This is a genomic window from Actinoplanes sp. NBRC 103695 (genome assembly GCF_030269485.1).
In the GTDB taxonomy this organism is placed as follows: domain Bacteria; phylum Actinomycetota; class Actinomycetes; order Mycobacteriales; family Micromonosporaceae; genus Actinoplanes.
This window is the reverse complement of the sequence record NZ_BSTL01000009.1, coordinates 153,235-168,002: the sequence shown is the minus strand read 5'-3', so window position 1 is coordinate 168,002 and position 14,768 is coordinate 153,235. Positions and strand designations below refer to the sequence as shown.

The following is a 14,768-nucleotide window of genomic DNA, read 5'->3' as shown; positions in this document are numbered from 1 at the left end:
GCGTTCCGACTACGCGAAGTGGTTCAGCGGCCCCGGCCCGGAGCCGAGCTTCCAATGCCGCCCACCACGCAGCGCATTCGCGACGTAGGCCTTGGCCGCACGTACCGCAACCGGCACCTCGTCACCCAGCGCAAGCCGCACCGCGATCGCGGACGAAAACGTGCACCCCGATCCGTGGTTGTTGGTGGTCTCCACGGGCACGCCGTCGAGAACCGTCGTCACCCCGTCGTGGTGCAGCACGTCCACGGCGCTCTCGCTGCCGGTCACCACGACGGAGCCGGCCCCGAGCCCGGCCAGGGCCTCGGCCATCTCCGCGACCCCGGTCGGTGGTGACGCTTCGAGCAGCGCTGCGGCTTCGCGCCGGTTGGGCGTCAAAATGCTCGGGTACGCCAGTAAAGGCCGGACAGAAGCAACGGCGGACAACCGGCTGCCGGAGGTGGCGACCAGCACCGGATCCACGACCAGGTTCGGCAACCGCGAGACCCGCCCGGCAACCGCGAGCGCCACCTCCCGATCCGGGATCATCCCGACCTTGACCGCCGCCACCTCGAAGTCGTCCAGCACCGCATCGAGCTGCGCCCCCACCATCTCGGCCGGCACCGCATGCACCCCGGTCACCCCGGTGGTGTTCTGCGCCGTGACGGCCGTGACGACCGAGACCCCGTAGACCCCCAGCGCCGCGAACGTCTTGAGGTCGGCCTGAATCCCGGCCCCGCCGCCCGAGTCCGACCCCGCGATCGTCAACACCACCCGCGGCGTCATCGCACACCCCCGCCGGCGGGCCGGTCGCCGCCCACGGCCGCTTTGCTCTGCTTACCCATAGGAAGCGCCGAGGTCAGCGCCTCCGCGACCGCGCGCGGGTCGGGCGCCGTCATCACCGCACCCATCACGGCCACCCCGTCGGCGCCCGCGGCCAGGCAGGACCGGACGTCCTCTGCGGTCGTGACCCCGCCCAGCGCCAGCCAGCGCATCCCGCCGCTCAGCCGTCCCGCCCCGGCGGCGCCGAGCGGCGGACCGTAGCCCGGCTTCGAGTCGGTGGCGAAGATCGGCGACAACGTCACATAGTCCTCGGTGGACAGCCCGCGGATCTCGGACAGCGAGTGGCACGACCGGCCGATCAGGCTCACACCGGGCGACGGCAGCGGGTCGCGCGCCGCCAGATGCACGGCGTCACCCCCGAGCGGGTCGGGCCCGGCGACGATCAACCGTCCCGGCGGCAGCAGCTCGCGGAGGCTGTCGGCGAGCGCGCGGCGTTCGGCGTACCCGAGATCGCGCTCCCGCAGGATCACCCACCCGGCGCCACCCTCGACGGCCTGCTGGACCACCGTGCGAAGCGGCCCGGCGGCGGACCGCCGGTCGGTGAGCACGACGAGCCCGGCCGGTGTCACCACGACGGCTTCCCGCTGTCCGAGGTGGAGGCGACCGCGTGGAAACGCCGCGCGATCCGCCCCGCCCCGTGCGCCAGCCGCCCCGCCTCGACCGCGTGCCGCATCGCCGCCGCCATCCGGGCGGGGTTCTCGGCCCGGGTGATCGCGCTGGCGACCAGCACCCCGTCACAGCCCAGTTCCATGGCTTGCGCCGCGTCCGAGGCGGTGCCGATGCCGGCGTCCAGGATCACCGGCACCTCGACGTTCTGCCGGATCAGCCGGATGTGGTGCGGGTTGGAGATGCCCAGCCCCGAGCCGATGGGCGACCCGGCCGGCATCACCGCCGCGCATCCCACCGCCTCCAGCCGGCGGGCCAGGATCGGGTCGTCGTTGGTGTACGGCAGCACCGTGAACCCCTCCGCCACCAGCGTTTCCGCCGCCTGCAGCAGTTCCACCGCGTCGGGCAGCAGGGTCCGGTCGTCGCCGATCACCTCCAGCTTGATCAGGTCGGTCTCGAACGCCGCCCGCGCCAGCCGCGCCGTCTTGACCGCGTCCGCCGCCGTGTAGCACCCGGCCGTGTTCGGCAGCGCCCGCACCTTGCAGCGGTCCAGCATCGGCAGCAGCCCCGGCCCGGCCGCGTCGATCCGCCGCAGCGCGACGGTGACCAGGTCGGTGCCGGACGCCTCGATCGCGGCCTCGAGCTCGCTCAGGCTGCGCGCCCCGCCGGTGCCGAGGATCAGCCGGGACGCCTTGAAGATCTCCATGTCAGCCTCCCTGAGCCGCGGTCAGCACCTCGACGCGGTCGCCGTCGGCCAGCCCGGTGTCCGCCCAGGCCGACCGCGGCACCACCTCGCCGTTGAGCGCGACCGCAACCCCGCGCTCGGCCTCGGTCAGCCGGGCGACCAGCGCGGCCACGCTGGCCCCCTCGGGGATGGGCGTCCGGTCACCGTTGACGACGACGGTCATGTGAACCTCCCGGGGGCGAAGGGCGCGAGGAGCGGGTCGGGCTCGCCGGTCACGATCAGGTCCGCGATCAGATCGGCGGTGACCGGTGCCAGGAGTACGCCGTTCCGGTGGTGACCGGAGGCGATCACGGTGCGGCCGTCCAGCCGCCCGAGCAGCGGCGCGTTGTCCGGTGTGGACGGCCGGTGACCGACGAGCGTCTCGGTGATCGCGCAGTCGGCGAGGGCGGGCACCAGGTCGGTCGCGGCGCGGAGCAGTTCCAGCACCGCCCCGGCGGTGACCACGTCGTCCGTACGCTCGTCCTGGGTCGCCCCGACCACGATCTCGCCGTCCGCCCGCGGCACCAGATAGACCCGGCGCCCGTCCGCGTATCCGCTGATCACGTGCCGCAGCAGCCCAGGCTCGCCGCGCAGCCGCAGCAACTCGCCCTTGACCGGCCGCACCGGCAACCCGGCCAGCCGAGCCGTGCCGACCCCCGCCGCGACGACCACCTGATCCGCGTCCAGGTCCGCAAGATCGTCAACCTTCTCGGGTACGACGAGCACCCGCTCCCGCAGCGCCGCCACCACCTTGCGCGGGTCGACCTGCCGGTCCTCGGGCAGATGACAGCCGGCCCGCACCCGCGGCGACAGGGCCGGCTCCGCCTCGCGCAGAGCACTCGGCCCCAGATGCTTTGCTCTGCTTACCTCCAGTAAGCGTTGCCCCGCGGCCGCTCCCCCGAGCTCTCCCGCCGCCACCATCCCGCCCGGCGGCGGGCCCGGTCGCTGGCCCGGGTGCGGGCCCGGGTGCGGGCCCGGTCGCTGGCCCGGGTGCGGGCCCGGTCGCTGGCCCGAGTGCGGGCCCGGTCGCTGGCCCGAGTGCGGGTCCGGGCTCGGTCGGTGGCCCGGGCGCCGAGCCCACTCGCGTTCCGCCTCCGCGACGTCGTCCGCCGTGAGCGCCACCACGAGCGTCCCCGCGTCCGGCAGCTCCACACCGAGTTCGGCGGCGAAACCCGGCCACCGCCGAGCCGACTCCACCATCAGCTCCCCGAGCGCGGCCGACTCCCAGGTCGACTCGTTCCCCGCGGCCAGCATCCCGGCGGCGACAAACCAGGCCCCCGCTTTGCTCTGCTTACCCATAGGAAGCGCTTCGCTCTGCTTACCCATAGGAAGCACCGAGCCGCCGGCCGCCCACGCGTCGAAGACCTGGACCTCGACCCCGCGGGCCGCGAGTCGCCACCCGATGGACAAGCCGATGATCCCGCCCCCGACCACCGCGCATCTCACGACAGCGCCGCCAGAAACGCGGTCGTAGCCCCGACCGGATCACGCGCGATGGCCCCCACCGCAGCCACCCCGTAGGCGCCGGCAGCCAGCAGTTCCGGCACGAGAGCAGGCGTCACCCCAGCGATCGCGATCACCGGAACGCCCGAGGCGTCAGCCACCGCCCCCACCCCGGCCGGCCCGATCGGATCCGGCAGACCGTCCTTCGTGGACGTCGCATAGGCGGGCCCGACACCGAAGTACGAGGCTTCGGGAACCTTCGCTGGCGCCCGCAAGGTCACGCCGAGCACCACGCCCGGCCCGAGCACTTTCCGAGCCGCCGCCGGTGGCAGGTCGTCGGCGCCCACATGCGCCCCGTCGGCGCCCGCCGCCACGGCCACATCGAGCCGATCGTTGACCAGGCACAACGCCCCGCGCGCCCGGCACAACGCCAGCACCGCGACCGTGAGCGCATAGGCGTCGCGATCGGTGACCGGGTCTTCGACGCGCACCTGGATCGCCACGTGCCCGGAGACCGAGAGCACCGCCTGCACAATCGGCAACGACGACGTCACCACGTGTAGACGAGGGAAGATAGGTTGCACCATCGCTCCTCCCTGCGCCGGCATGATCCGGATCAGGTTCGACGGTCGGGGGCCGCGACAGCCCCCCTCTCAGCCCGGTGCACCGGACTCCCGTGGGGTTGGTTCTACGGGCGACAGTAGCCCTCGAACTACAGCGTTGGCTAGGCCGGGTTCCAAACCCGGGCAAGCGCGAGGCGAGGTCCAGAGCGCGCCTCGCGGACGCCGCCGGGCGCGCTCTGGGCCATGCCTCGCGCCTGGCCGGGTTTGAAACCGGCCTATCGCACGTCCCAGACCGGGGCTGGTGTTTCGACGACCTCGCCGTCGGCCTGGAAGAGCACGAAACGATCGAATCCCCTGGTGAACCACCGGTCGTGGGTCACCGCGATCACCGTGCCCTCGAAGGCCGACAAACCCTCTTCGAGCGCCTCCGCCGACGCCATGTCCAGGTTGTCGGTCGGCTCGTCGAGCAGCAGCACCGTGGCGCCGGACAGCTCCAGCAGCAGCACCAGGAACCGCGCCTGCTGCCCGCCGGAGAGCGTCTTGAACAGCTGGTCGCCCTGCCCGGCCAGCTCGTACCGGTTGAGCGCCTTCATCGCGGCGGCCCGGTCCCGGCCGGATCGGTGGTCGTCGCCGCGCCAGAGGATGTCGACCAGGGTGCGTTCCAGGAGTTCCGGCCGATCGTGGGTCTGTGAGAAGTGGCCGGGGCGTACCCGCGCGCCGAGCCGGGCCACGCCCGAATGCGCGACATGCGCGAGCGGCGCCCCGTCCACCGGCTTGTTGTCCACATCGGGCGACGAGCCACCGGCCGCGAGCAGGCGCAAGAAGTGCGACTTGCCGGTGCCGTTGGCGCCGAGCACCGCGACCCGGTCGCCGTACCAGATCTCCAGGTCGAACGGGAACGTCAGGTTGTCCAGCTCGAGCTGCTCGCACATCACGGCGCGTTTGCCGGTGCGGCCGCCCTGCAGGTTCATCCGCAGCGACTGCTCCTTGGGCGGCAGCGGCGGCGGCCCGGCCTCCTCGAACTTCCGCAGCCGGGTCTGCGCCGCCTGATAGCGCGACGCCAGCCCGTCGTTGTACGCGGCCTTCTGCTTCAGCGTGAAGACGAGCTCGCGCAGCTTCTCGTGCTCCTCGTCCCACCGCCGGCGCAGCTCGAGCAGCCGGTCATGCCGGTCGGCCCGCGCCTCGTGCCAGGACGCGAAGCTGCCCGGATGCGTCCACGCGCCGCCGCCCTCGACGGCCACCACCCGGCCGGCGGTCTGGTTGAGCAGTTCGCGATCGTGCGAGACGTAGAGCACCGACTTGGACGACTCCTTGAGCCGCGCCTCCAGCCACCGTTTGCCGGGCACGTCCAGGAAGTTGTCCGGCTCGTCGAGCAGCAGCACCTCGTCGCGGCCGCGGAGCAGCAGGTCGAGGGCGAAGCGTTTCTGCTGGCCGCCGGAGAGCGTCCGGACCGGCCGGGTGCGCACCTCGTCCCACGGTTTGCCGAGGATCGCCACCGCCACGGTGTCGAACAGCACCTCGGCGTCGTACCCGCCGGCCTCGCCCCACTGTGACAGCGCGTTGGCGTACGCGAGCTGGGATTTCTCGGACTCACCGAGCGCGACCGCGGCAGCCGCGAGCCTGGCACCGGCCTCGCGCAACGGCGGCTCGACCAAGGACAGAGCAAGATCTTCGAGGGTACGGTCGTCGCCGATCATGCCGATGAACTGGCGCATCACACCGAGGCCGCCGGCGCGCGCGACGGTGCCGGTCTGCAACGGCAGGTCGCCCGACACCATCCGGAGCAACGTGGTCTTGCCGGCGCCGTTCGGCCCGACGAGCGCGACCTTGGCGCCCTCGCCCACCCGGAACGACACCTCGGAGAACAGCTCGCGCCCATCCGGCAGCACGAAGCCCACCCCGGCGACATCCACGTAACCCATGACCGGCATCCTTCCTGGTCGGGCGGGACGGCGTCAGCCGGTTTTCCGGGTCACCCGCAGCACCCGGAAGCCCTTCTGGCTGGCTTTGCGCTCGACTGTCCACCCGTTGCCGACCAGCCAGGTGTGCAGCGAATCACCACCCAGGTGCCGGTTGATCACCAGCCAGGCCACGCCGTCCGGGTCGAGCCGCGGCAGCCAGCGTTCCAGGATCGCGTGCAGCTCGGCCTTGCCGACGTGGGTGGGCGGGTTGCTCCAGATCTGCGCGAAGGTCACGTCGGCCGGCAGGTCGTCCGGCCCGCCGACGGTGATGCGCAGCTCGAGCCGCTCGGCGTTGGCGCGGGTCAGGTCGAGGGCGCGGCTGTTGACGTCGACCGCGTACACCTCGGCCTCCGGCGCCTCGCTGGCCAGCACCACCGCGATCGGCCCGTAGCCGCAGCCCAGGTCCAGGAGCCGGCCGGTGGTCGCGGCGGTGGGCAGGTCACCCTTTTTCAGCAGTACGGTCGTGCCGGGGTCGAGCCGTCCGGCGGAGAACAGTCCACTCGCCGAGGCGAGCCGATAGTCCCGCCCCTTGATCGCGAACTCGACCTCGGCGGGCCGGGCGGGCGTGGCCGGGTCGGCGGTGAAGTAGTGCTCGGTGCTCACTCCCCCATTGTCCTCCCGGCAACGAGCGATGACCTGCGGGGGTGGCGCACAGCCAGTGCGTTCATCGATCAGGGTGCGCTCCTAGCCTCACTGCATGCTGCACGCATCCGCGTCCCGCGCCGCCCATCGCCGCATGGCCACCCCCGGTGGTCTGACCGTGCTGGTCCGGCAGATGGTCGCGCCGACACCCGGACTGCATCGGCAACCGTCCGTACGACCGTGGGCACTGCGTGAGCCGCAACGCGCCATGCATCTGCTGATGACCGGCCTCGGCGCGCTGATCATGCTGGGCATCTGCGGGTTGAGCAGCTTCTTCGTGATCGTCGACGAGCGCCGCGGCCTGGGCGCCCCGGACACCGGCACGATGGGCGCCCCGTCCCCGTACGCGATCAGCTCCCGCGACCTGGACCCGGACCCGCTCAGCCTGGCCGAGGTCTTCTCCGGCGCCCAGGTGCGCCTGGGCGCCGGCTCCTACCGGGTGACGATGACGCACATCGACAACGTGTGCGCGACCGCGGCGACCGGCGAGATCGGCACCCTGCTCGAGGACGCCGGCTGCACCCAGGTGGTACGCGCCTCGATGACCGCGCCGTACGCCGGCTACGAGGTCACCACGGGCATCTTCAACCTCGCCGACGCCGAGGCCGCGACCCGTGCCGGCGAGCGGATCCGCCCCCTGGTCGAGTCCGGCCGGGGCAGCTTCGCCGCGATGGCCGCCGGCGCCGCCCCCGGCAGCGACCCGCGCGACCGCCCCGACGCCCAGGTCGGCTGGCACGACCGAGGCCACTTCCTGGTCTACTGCGTGATCACCCGCTCGGACAACGTCCCGATCAGCCCCGACGACCCGTACGCCCCCCGCATCACCGCCGACCTCCTGGACACCTACCTGGCCGGCGAGGTCATCGGCGCCCGGGCCCTCAACCTCTAAGTCCTGTCACTCTCGGGGGTGCGCAGGCGGCGGGTCGCGTCGGCGCGAGCCGCGTACTCGGCCTGGGCGGGATACCCGACGGCGACGAGCGTCAGCCCATGGGCCGGCGCCACGGTCACCGAGCTCGACCGCTCCCGCAGCGTCAGCAGCGACCCGGGCCAGGACGGCTCGCGGCGCCCGTCGCCGACGCTCAGCATCGCACCGACCAGGCTGCGGACCATCGAATGGCAGAACGCGTCGGCCTGCACGGTGGCCACGGCCACCCCGTCCGCGGCGCGGTGCCAGTCCAGGTGGGTGATCGCGCGGATGGTGGTCGCGTTGTCCTTGCGTTTGCAGTACGCGGCGAAGTCGTGCTCCCCCAGCAGCCCGGCGGCGGCCTCCCGCAACCGGTCCAGGTCGAGCCGCCGCGTCCAGGCGAGCGTGTCCCGCCGCCGCAGCGGTTCCGCACCCCACACGTTGTCCGCGACCCGGTACTCGTAACGGCGGTAGGTCGCCGAGAACCGCGCGTCGAATGTGGACGGCGTCAGCGTCACCGCCTTGACCCGGGCGTCCGGCGGCATCAACGCCCCGAGCCGCTTCACCAGCGACGCCTCCAGCGCGGCGTAGACGGGGGCGGGCAGGTCGATGTGGCACACCTGCCCGGACGCGTGCACCCCGGCATCGGTGCGCCCGGCCACGGTGAGGCCTACCGGAATGGGACCGACGAGCACTTCCAGCGCGGCGAGGAGCACGCCGGCGACTGTGCGCCGGGACGGCTGAACCGCCCACCCCGAGAACTCGGTGCCGTCATATGACACGTCCAGCCGGAGCCGGACCACATCGTCCGGCCCGGATGGGTGAGTTACGGCCTCGACCACGACGAACCTCTCCACTGAGCCCGAGAACTGTCGGGACGCCCGTACCCGTAAACGCAGTAAGCCCGGCACTCCGCTGAGAGTGCCGGGCTTACCGAAGCGCGATTACTTGGTGTCTTCGCCCTCGGCCTTGTCGCCGGGGCCGTCGGCACCCTTGTCACCGGACGCGTTCACCGGCGGCTCCGAGTCCTGGTCGACGGAGGACTTGGCCGGGGCCTCGTCCTCGCGGGCCAGAGCCTCGACCTTGTCCTGCTGGGCGGCCTTGCGGGCAGCCGTCTTCTTCGCCGGGGCCGGGGTGGCGACCTCGAGCTCCTCGACCAGCTCGATGACGGCCATCGGAGCGGCGTCACCCTTGCGGATCCCGGTCTTGGTGATGCGGGTGTACCCGCCCGGCCGGTTGCCGTACCGCGGAGCGATCTGCTCGAACAGGGCGTACACGACGTCCTTGTCCTTCACGATGGTCAGGACGCGACGGCGGGCGTGCAGGTCGCCGCGCTTGGCCTTCGTGATGAGCTGCTCGGCCAGCGGGCGGAGCCGCTTGGCCTTCGTCTCGGTGGTCTTGATCTTCCCGTGCCGGAAGAGCTCAGTGGCCAGGTTGGCCAGGAGCCGCTTCTCGTGCGCCGGGCTGCCGCCGAGGCGGGGACCCTTGGTGGGCGTGGGCATTTTTTCGGATGCTCCTTGGTAAGTGCCGAGCAGGCGGGATTAGAGCTGCTCGGTCTCGCGGTAGTCGTCGGTGTCGTAGTCCACGTCGCCGAACGAATCCACGACGTGCGCGGGGTCGAAGGACGGCGCGCTGTCCTTGAGGCCCAGGCCCATGCCGGCGAGCTTCATCTTGACCTCGTCGATGCTCTTCTGACCGAAATTCCTTATATCCAGAAGGTCGGCCTCCGTACGCCCTATCAACTCGCCCACCGTGTTGATGCCCTCGCGCTTGAGGCAGTTGTACGACCGGACGGTGAGGTCCAGCTCCTCGATCGGCAGGGCGAGGTCGGCGGCCAGCTGAGCGTCCTGCGGGGACGGTCCGATGTCGATGCCCTCGGCGGTCTCGTCCAGCTCCCGGCACAGGCCGAAGAGCTCGACCAGGGTGGAGCCGGCCGAGGCCAGCGCGGTCCGCGGCGAGATCGACGCCTTCGACTCGACGTCGATGATCAGACGGTCGAAGTCGGTGCGCTGCTCGACACGGGTCGCCTCGACGCGGTAGGTGACCTTCATGACCGGCGAGTAGATCGAGTCCACCGGGATGCGGCCGATCTCGGCGCCCGCGTTCTTGTTCTGCGCCGCCGTGACGTAGCCACGGCCACGCTCGACGGTCAGCTCCATGTCGAGCCGGCCCTTGCTGTTCAGCGTGGCCAGCTTGAGGTCCGGGTTGTGCACGGAGACACCGGCCGGGGGCTGGATGTCGCCCGCGGTGACGTCGCCGGGGCCCTGCTTGCGCAGGTACATGCTGACCGGCTCGTCGTGTTCGGAGCTGACGGTGAGGTCCTTGACGTTCATGACCAGCTCGACCACGTCCTCCTTGACACCGGGGATCGTGGTGAACTCGTGCAGCACGCCGTCGATCTTGATGCTGGTCACGGCCGCGCCCGGGATGGACGACAGCAGGGTGCGACGCAGCGAGTTACCGAGGGTGTAGCCGAAGCCCGGCTCCAGCGGCTCGATGGTGAACCGGGATCGGGTCTCGCTGAGCGACTCTTCCGAGAGGCTCGGACGCTGGCTGATGAGCACGCGTTTCTTCTTTCTGTCGGGGCATCCGCTATATGACGCCCTTGTAGTGGGATGCCGGCTTCACGCCGGCATCCCGGCACCACTACTTCGAGTAGAGCTCCACGATCAACTGCTCCTGGACCTGCGTGTCGATGACCGCGCGAGCCGGGAGCGAGTGGATCAGGATCTTCATGTCGGTCGGGATGGGCTCCAGCCACGCCGGCGTGGGGCGGGAACCCGCCTGCGCCTGCGCGACCACGAACGGCGTCATGGAGCGGGACTTCTCCCGGACCTGGACGATGTCGTGGTCCTTCACCCGGTACGACGGGATGTCGACCTTGTGACCGTTGACCAGGATGTGGCCGTGCTTGACCAGCTGGCGGGCCATGTCCCGGGACGCGGCGTAGCCGGCCCGGTAGACGACGTTGTCGAGCCGCGACTCGAGGATCTGGAGCAGCACCTCACCGGTCTTGCCGGGCTTGGTGACAGCCTCCTCGTAGTAGCCGCGGAACTGCTTCTCCAGCACGCCGTAGGTGCGGCGGGCCTTCTGCTTCTCGCGGTGCTGCAGGAGGTACTCGGTCTCCTTCGTACGTCCACGGCCGTGCTGGCCGGGCGGGAAGGGACGCGACTCGAACGGGCACTTCGGCCCATCGCACTTGCTGCCCTTGAGGAACAGCTTCATCTTCTCGCGCCGGCACCGCTTGCAGTCCGGACCTGTATAACGAGCCATCTTCTCTCTCTATCCCTCAGACCCGGCGACGCTTCGGCGGACGGCATCCGTTGTGCGGCTGCGGCGTGACGTCGGAGATCTGCCCGACCTCGAGGCCGGCGGCCTGCAGCGAACGGATCGCGGTCTCCCGGCCGGAGCCAGGTCCCTTGACGAACACGTCGACCTTGCGCATGCCGTGCTCCATGGCACGACGGGCGGCGGCCTCCGCGGCGAGCTGCGCCGCGAACGGGGTCGACTTGCGGGAGCCCTTGAAGCCCACCTGGCCCGAAGAGGCCCAGGAGATGACCGCACCAGTCGGGTCGGTGATCGACACGATGGTGTTGTTGAAGGTGCTCTTGATGTGCGCCTGCCCGTGGGCGACGTTCTTGCGTTCCTTGCGCCGGACCTTCTTGACGGCGGCCCCAGCGCGTGCCTTCGGTGGCATAAGTCAGTGCGCTCCTATTACTTCCGACCGGGCTTCTTCTTACCGGCGACCGTGCGCTTCGGACCCTTGCGGGTACGTGCGTTCGTACGTGTGCGCTGACCCCTGACGGGGAGCCCACGACGGTGACGGATGCCGGCGTAGCAGCCGATCTCGACCTTGCGGCGGATGTCCGCGGCGACCTCGCGGCGCAGGTCGCCCTCAACCTTGAAGTTGGCCTCGATGTAGTCGCGGAGCTGGACCAGCTCCTCGTCCGTGAGGTCCTTGGCACGCTTGTTGACGTCGATGCCGGTCGCGGTCAGAGCCTCGACCGAGCGGGTCCGGCCGACCCCGAAGATATAGGTGAGCGCGATCTCCATGCGCTTTTCGCGCGGAAGATCGACGCCGACGAGTCTTGCCATGTGCGGGCGAACTCCTCAGATGTCACGGAGGTCTGTGCCCGATCCGTCCCGCCTGCCCGGGCGGGCCCCGGCCTCCGACCGAGGGTGTAGCCGCACATCATCGTCGTTACTCGATGATGACCGCGGCTGGAACGAGCTTGTTCTCAGGTGGCGTCAGCCCTGGCGCTGCTTGTGGCGCGGGTCGTCGCAGATGACCATGACCCGGCCGTGCCGGCGGATGACCCGGCACTTGTTGCAGATCCGCTTGACGCTCGGCTTGACCTTCACGGTTTGCCTTGTCTTTCAGACGGGTGACGTCACTTGTAGCGGTAGACGATGCGGCCACGGGTCAGGTCGTACGGCGAGAGCTCGACGACAACCCTGTCCTCGGGAAGGATGCGGATGTAGTGCTGCCGCATCTTGCCGGAGATGTGTGCCAGTACCTTGTGACCGTTCGCCAGCTCAACGCGGAACATAGCGTTGGGCAGGGGCTCGATCACTCGGCCCTCGATCTCGATGGCTCCGTCTTTCTTTGGCATGTCCTCCGCTACCTGACGTCAGATTTCCTGGACTAGCTCGCAACACCACCCGACCTCAGGGAGAAACCTGTGGGTCGGACCAGCCGCGGCTCCGGCGGTCCTCGAAGCGCTGAGGACATGCAAGAGTGGACGCTGCGCGCCAGCTAGCCAGTGTACGCGCGCCCATGCATCGACACCAAACCGAGGTCGCCCGCACCCGGGGTCGGGTGTGTCGGCGGCCCGCAAACCGGGCGAAACCTCAGTCTTCGAGCTCTTCCTGCTGGGATTCCCTCTGGCGCTTCCGCTCCTTCTTGAGCTTCCTGCGCTCGTTGCGGTCGTGCCATTTCTGCGGCTCGCCGTTGGTCAGGCCGGCGACCGTCTGCCAGATCAGGATGACGCCCCACGGACCGGCCACCCAGATCGGCCAGAAGTACTCCCAGTCGCCGCCGAGGCTCGTGAACAGCCAGATGGCGACGCAGATGCCGACCGCGGTGACGTACTCGTCCCAGGTGTGCACCAGCCAGCGCCGGGTCAGGTTGCTGTCGGCCGCCGGCGCCACCGGTGTCGCGTTCGCCACCAGGGGCAGGTCGGTCGTCAGGCGCTCGAGCTCGCCGTAGGTCTTGGCGGAGTAGGTCTGCTGCAGACGATCGTCGTACTCGTGCAGATCCAGGCGGCCCTCGTCGAGCGCGGCACGGAGGCGCTCGGCCACCTGCTGACGGTCCGCGTCGGCGGCGCGTATCTCGTCGGAGGCCATACGAACCATTCTGTCAGGACGCGTCAGCGTCCTCCGCCCCGTCGCCGGGTCGAATTCCCGATGATGCCGAAGATCAAGGGGATGAGCATCCAGACCGGCCAGAAGTAGATGAACTCGCCGGCGGAGAAACTGGTGATGCCTCCTTGAGCCGTGCCGCCACCGCATCACGGTCGCCGTCGCCGGCCCGCATCTCCGCTCGATCCATACCCGCCAGCATGCGCCGCGAGGGGTGGATCGGCCAGGGTCAGCTCACTCGGGGACTTTGACCGCGGGCTGGCGAGCGGTCACCAGATCGCCCAGGCGGGCCCGGCCGCCGTCCACCGCGGTGGTCACCCACACGCCGTCGTCGCAGAGCGCCATGGTGTGCTCCACGTGCGCCGCGGCCGACCTGTCCCGGGTCACCACGGTCCAGCCGTCGTCGAGTTCCACGGTCCGCGGCGAGCCCATCGTGATCATCGGCTCGATCGCGAGCGCCATGCCGACCACCAGCTGCGGACCCTTGCCCGGCTTGCCGTGGTTGAGCACGTGCGGGTCCATGTGCATCTCGGTGCCGATGCCGTGGCCGCCGTAGCCGTCGACGATGCCGTACCGACCGCCCTTTCTGATCGCCTTCTCGATGTTGAACGAGATGTCGGTCAGCCGGCCACGGCCGTTGGTCACGCCGCGCGCGGCGGCGGCGATGCCCGCCCACATGGCGTCCTCGGCGACGACGGCCATCTTCAGCAACGCGGGATCGGTCTCCCCCACGCCCACGGTGATCGCCGAGTCGCCGTGCCAGCCGTCCAGGATCGCGCCGCAGTCCAGGGAGAGCAGGTCACCCTCGCGCAGCACCTGCGCCGCGGTCGGGATGCCGTGCACCACCTGCTCGTTCACCGACGCGCAGATCGACGCCGGGAATCCGTGGTAGCCCTTGAACGACGGAACCGCCCCGGCATCGCGGATCACCTGCTCGGCGATCGCGTCGAGCTCGGCCGTGGAGACGCCGGGCGCCACCGCCTCGCGCATCGCGGCCAGCGCGGCGGCGACCACCAGGCCGGCGCCGCGCATCAGCTCGATCTGCTCAGGGGTCTTCAGCTGGATGTCCAGCTGCTGGCGGCGCATTGCTCAGCCTCCGTACGACCGCAGCGCCTCGATGGCGCGCACTGTCACATCCTCGACCGGGCCGGTGGCGTCGATGCCCACCAGCTTGCCCTGGGCGCCGTAGAAGTCGACCAGGGGCGCGGTCTTGTCGGTGTACTCGACGAGGCGCGCGGCGATCGTGTCGGCCTTGTCGTCGTCGCGCTGGAACAGCTCGGAGCCGCACCGGTCGCAGACGTTGTCCTTGCTGGTGGGGTCGAACTCGACGTGCCAGATCTTCCCGCAGCCCCGGCAGGTACGCCGGCCGGACAGCCGCCGGATGACCTCGTCGTCGTCGACCACAAGTTCCATCACCAGGTCGAGCGCGGTGCCGAGGTCGGCGAGCAGTTTGTCGAGCGCGGAGGCCTGCGGAACCGTGCGCGGGAAGCCGTCGAGCAGGAAGCCGTCGCCCGCGTCGGGCTCGGCCAGGCGGTCGCGGACCATGTTGATGGTCACCTCGTCCGGTACGAGGTGACCCGCGTCCATGAAGCGCTTCGCCTCCACGCCCAGCGGCGTGCCCTGCGAGACGTTGGCCCGAAAGATGTCCCCCGTCGAGATCTTCGGTACGGCGAGATGGGCAGCGATGAACTCAGCCTGGGTTCCCTTGCCGGCCCCCGGAGGGCCCACCAGTACCAGCCGCACCT

20 protein-coding genes and 1 riboswitch are annotated in these 14,768 nt (G+C 70.5%); of the genes, 1 reads left to right on the top strand and 19 read right to left on the bottom strand.

Going from position 1 to position 14,768, the window contains the following annotated elements; genetic code table 11:
• Positions 1 to 9: 9 nt before the first annotated feature.
• The 8 genes from thiD to QSK31_RS17805 form a co-directional block, all read right to left on the bottom strand.
• Positions 10 to 762 carry a bifunctional hydroxymethylpyrimidine kinase/phosphomethylpyrimidine kinase gene (gene thiD, locus QSK31_RS17840; protein WP_285685213.1) on the bottom strand — a complete coding sequence of 251 codons (753 nt, stop codon included), beginning with the start codon at positions 760 to 762 and terminating at the stop codon, positions 10 to 12.
• Complete coding sequence (locus QSK31_RS17835) at positions 759 to 1,391, bottom strand: thiamine phosphate synthase (RefSeq protein WP_285685210.1); 633 nt, start codon at positions 1,389 to 1,391, stop codon at positions 759 to 761. The genes thiD and QSK31_RS17835 overlap by 4 nt, the downstream gene beginning before the upstream one ends.
• Positions 1,385 to 2,131, bottom strand: coding sequence for a thiazole synthase (locus QSK31_RS17830; protein ID WP_285685208.1), 747 nt, complete (start codon positions 2,129 to 2,131; stop codon positions 1,385 to 1,387). The genes QSK31_RS17835 and QSK31_RS17830 overlap by 7 nt, the downstream gene beginning before the upstream one ends.
• 1 nt (position 2,132) lies before the next feature.
• A complete protein-coding gene (gene thiS / locus QSK31_RS17825; RefSeq protein WP_285685206.1) occupies positions 2,133 to 2,333 on the bottom strand; it encodes a sulfur carrier protein ThiS in 201 nt (66 codons plus the stop codon).
• The gene (locus QSK31_RS17820; protein ID WP_285685204.1) at positions 2,330 to 3,595 is read right to left on the bottom strand and encodes an FAD-dependent oxidoreductase; all 1,266 of its coding nucleotides are present in this window, start codon (positions 3,593 to 3,595) and stop codon (positions 2,330 to 2,332) included. The genes thiS and QSK31_RS17820 overlap by 4 nt, the downstream gene beginning before the upstream one ends.
• Positions 3,592 to 4,179 carry a thiamine phosphate synthase gene (locus QSK31_RS17815; protein ID WP_285685203.1) on the bottom strand — a complete coding sequence of 196 codons (588 nt, stop codon included), beginning with the start codon at positions 4,177 to 4,179 and terminating at the stop codon, positions 3,592 to 3,594. The genes QSK31_RS17820 and QSK31_RS17815 overlap by 4 nt, the downstream gene beginning before the upstream one ends.
• A riboswitch (TPP riboswitch) is annotated at positions 4,169 to 4,280 on the bottom strand. It overlaps the preceding gene by 11 nt.
• A gap of 150 nt (positions 4,281 to 4,430) precedes the next feature.
• On the bottom strand, positions 4,431 to 6,077 hold the full coding sequence (locus QSK31_RS17810) for an ABC-F family ATP-binding cassette domain-containing protein (protein ID WP_285685202.1): 1,647 nt from the start codon (positions 6,075 to 6,077) through the stop codon (positions 4,431 to 4,433).
• A gap of 33 nt (positions 6,078 to 6,110) precedes the next feature.
• Positions 6,111 to 6,719 carry a class I SAM-dependent methyltransferase gene (locus tag QSK31_RS17805; protein ID WP_285685201.1) on the bottom strand — a complete coding sequence of 203 codons (609 nt, stop codon included), beginning with the start codon at positions 6,717 to 6,719 and terminating at the stop codon, positions 6,111 to 6,113.
• Positions 6,720 to 6,813: 94 nt separating this feature from the next.
• On the opposite strand from QSK31_RS17805, the gene QSK31_RS17800 reads away from it, so the two are divergent.
• On the top strand, positions 6,814 to 7,647 hold the full coding sequence (locus QSK31_RS17800; RefSeq protein ID WP_285685200.1) for a hypothetical protein: 834 nt from the start codon (positions 6,814 to 6,816) through the stop codon (positions 7,645 to 7,647).
• Here the strand turns inward: QSK31_RS17800 and truA are convergent.
• From truA to QSK31_RS17745, 11 genes are all read right to left on the bottom strand, one after another.
• Positions 7,644 to 8,504: a tRNA pseudouridine(38-40) synthase TruA gene (truA, locus tag QSK31_RS17795; protein ID WP_285685199.1), complete on the bottom strand. Its 861-nt coding sequence runs from the start codon at positions 8,502 to 8,504 to the stop codon at positions 7,644 to 7,646. The two genes, QSK31_RS17800 and truA, sit on opposite strands and share 4 nt — an antisense overlap.
• Positions 8,505 to 8,606: 102 nt before the next feature.
• Entirely contained in the window at positions 8,607 to 9,164 is a 558-nt protein-coding gene (gene rplQ, locus QSK31_RS17790) for a 50S ribosomal protein L17 (protein WP_285685198.1), read from the bottom strand.
• Between the two features lie 39 nt (positions 9,165 to 9,203).
• Entirely contained in the window at positions 9,204 to 10,226 is a 1,023-nt protein-coding gene (locus QSK31_RS17785; RefSeq protein ID WP_189079649.1) for a DNA-directed RNA polymerase subunit alpha, read from the bottom strand.
• 82 nt (positions 10,227 to 10,308) lie between these two features.
• Positions 10,309 to 10,935: a 30S ribosomal protein S4 gene (gene rpsD / locus QSK31_RS17780; protein ID WP_285685193.1), complete on the bottom strand. Its 627-nt coding sequence runs from the start codon at positions 10,933 to 10,935 to the stop codon at positions 10,309 to 10,311.
• Positions 10,936 to 10,951: 16 nt separating this feature from the next.
• Positions 10,952 to 11,359, bottom strand: coding sequence for a 30S ribosomal protein S11 (gene rpsK / locus QSK31_RS17775; protein ID WP_014440747.1), 408 nt, complete (start codon positions 11,357 to 11,359; stop codon positions 10,952 to 10,954).
• Positions 11,360 to 11,376: 17 nt separating this feature from the next.
• The gene (gene rpsM, locus QSK31_RS17770) at positions 11,377 to 11,757 is read right to left on the bottom strand and encodes a 30S ribosomal protein S13 (RefSeq protein WP_285685191.1); all 381 of its coding nucleotides are present in this window, start codon (positions 11,755 to 11,757) and stop codon (positions 11,377 to 11,379) included.
• 153 nt (positions 11,758 to 11,910) lie between these two features.
• A complete protein-coding gene (rpmJ, locus tag QSK31_RS17765; RefSeq protein WP_023358216.1) occupies positions 11,911 to 12,024 on the bottom strand; it encodes a 50S ribosomal protein L36 in 114 nt (37 codons plus the stop codon).
• A gap of 29 nt (positions 12,025 to 12,053) precedes the next feature.
• A complete protein-coding gene (gene infA, locus QSK31_RS17760; RefSeq protein ID WP_007073013.1) occupies positions 12,054 to 12,275 on the bottom strand; it encodes a translation initiation factor IF-1 in 222 nt (73 codons plus the stop codon).
• Between the two features lie 238 nt (positions 12,276 to 12,513).
• Positions 12,514 to 13,008 carry a DUF1707 SHOCT-like domain-containing protein gene (locus QSK31_RS17755; RefSeq protein ID WP_285685189.1) on the bottom strand — a complete coding sequence of 165 codons (495 nt, stop codon included), beginning with the start codon at positions 13,006 to 13,008 and terminating at the stop codon, positions 12,514 to 12,516.
• 249 nt (positions 13,009 to 13,257) lie between these two features.
• Positions 13,258 to 14,109: a type I methionyl aminopeptidase gene (gene map, locus QSK31_RS17750; RefSeq protein ID WP_285685187.1), complete on the bottom strand. Its 852-nt coding sequence runs from the start codon at positions 14,107 to 14,109 to the stop codon at positions 13,258 to 13,260.
• A 3-nt stretch (positions 14,110 to 14,112) separates the two neighbouring features.
• The gene (locus QSK31_RS17745; RefSeq protein ID WP_285685185.1) at positions 14,113 to 14,766 is read right to left on the bottom strand and encodes an adenylate kinase; all 654 of its coding nucleotides are present in this window, start codon (positions 14,764 to 14,766) and stop codon (positions 14,113 to 14,115) included.
• Positions 14,767 to 14,768 lie beyond the last annotated feature (2 nt).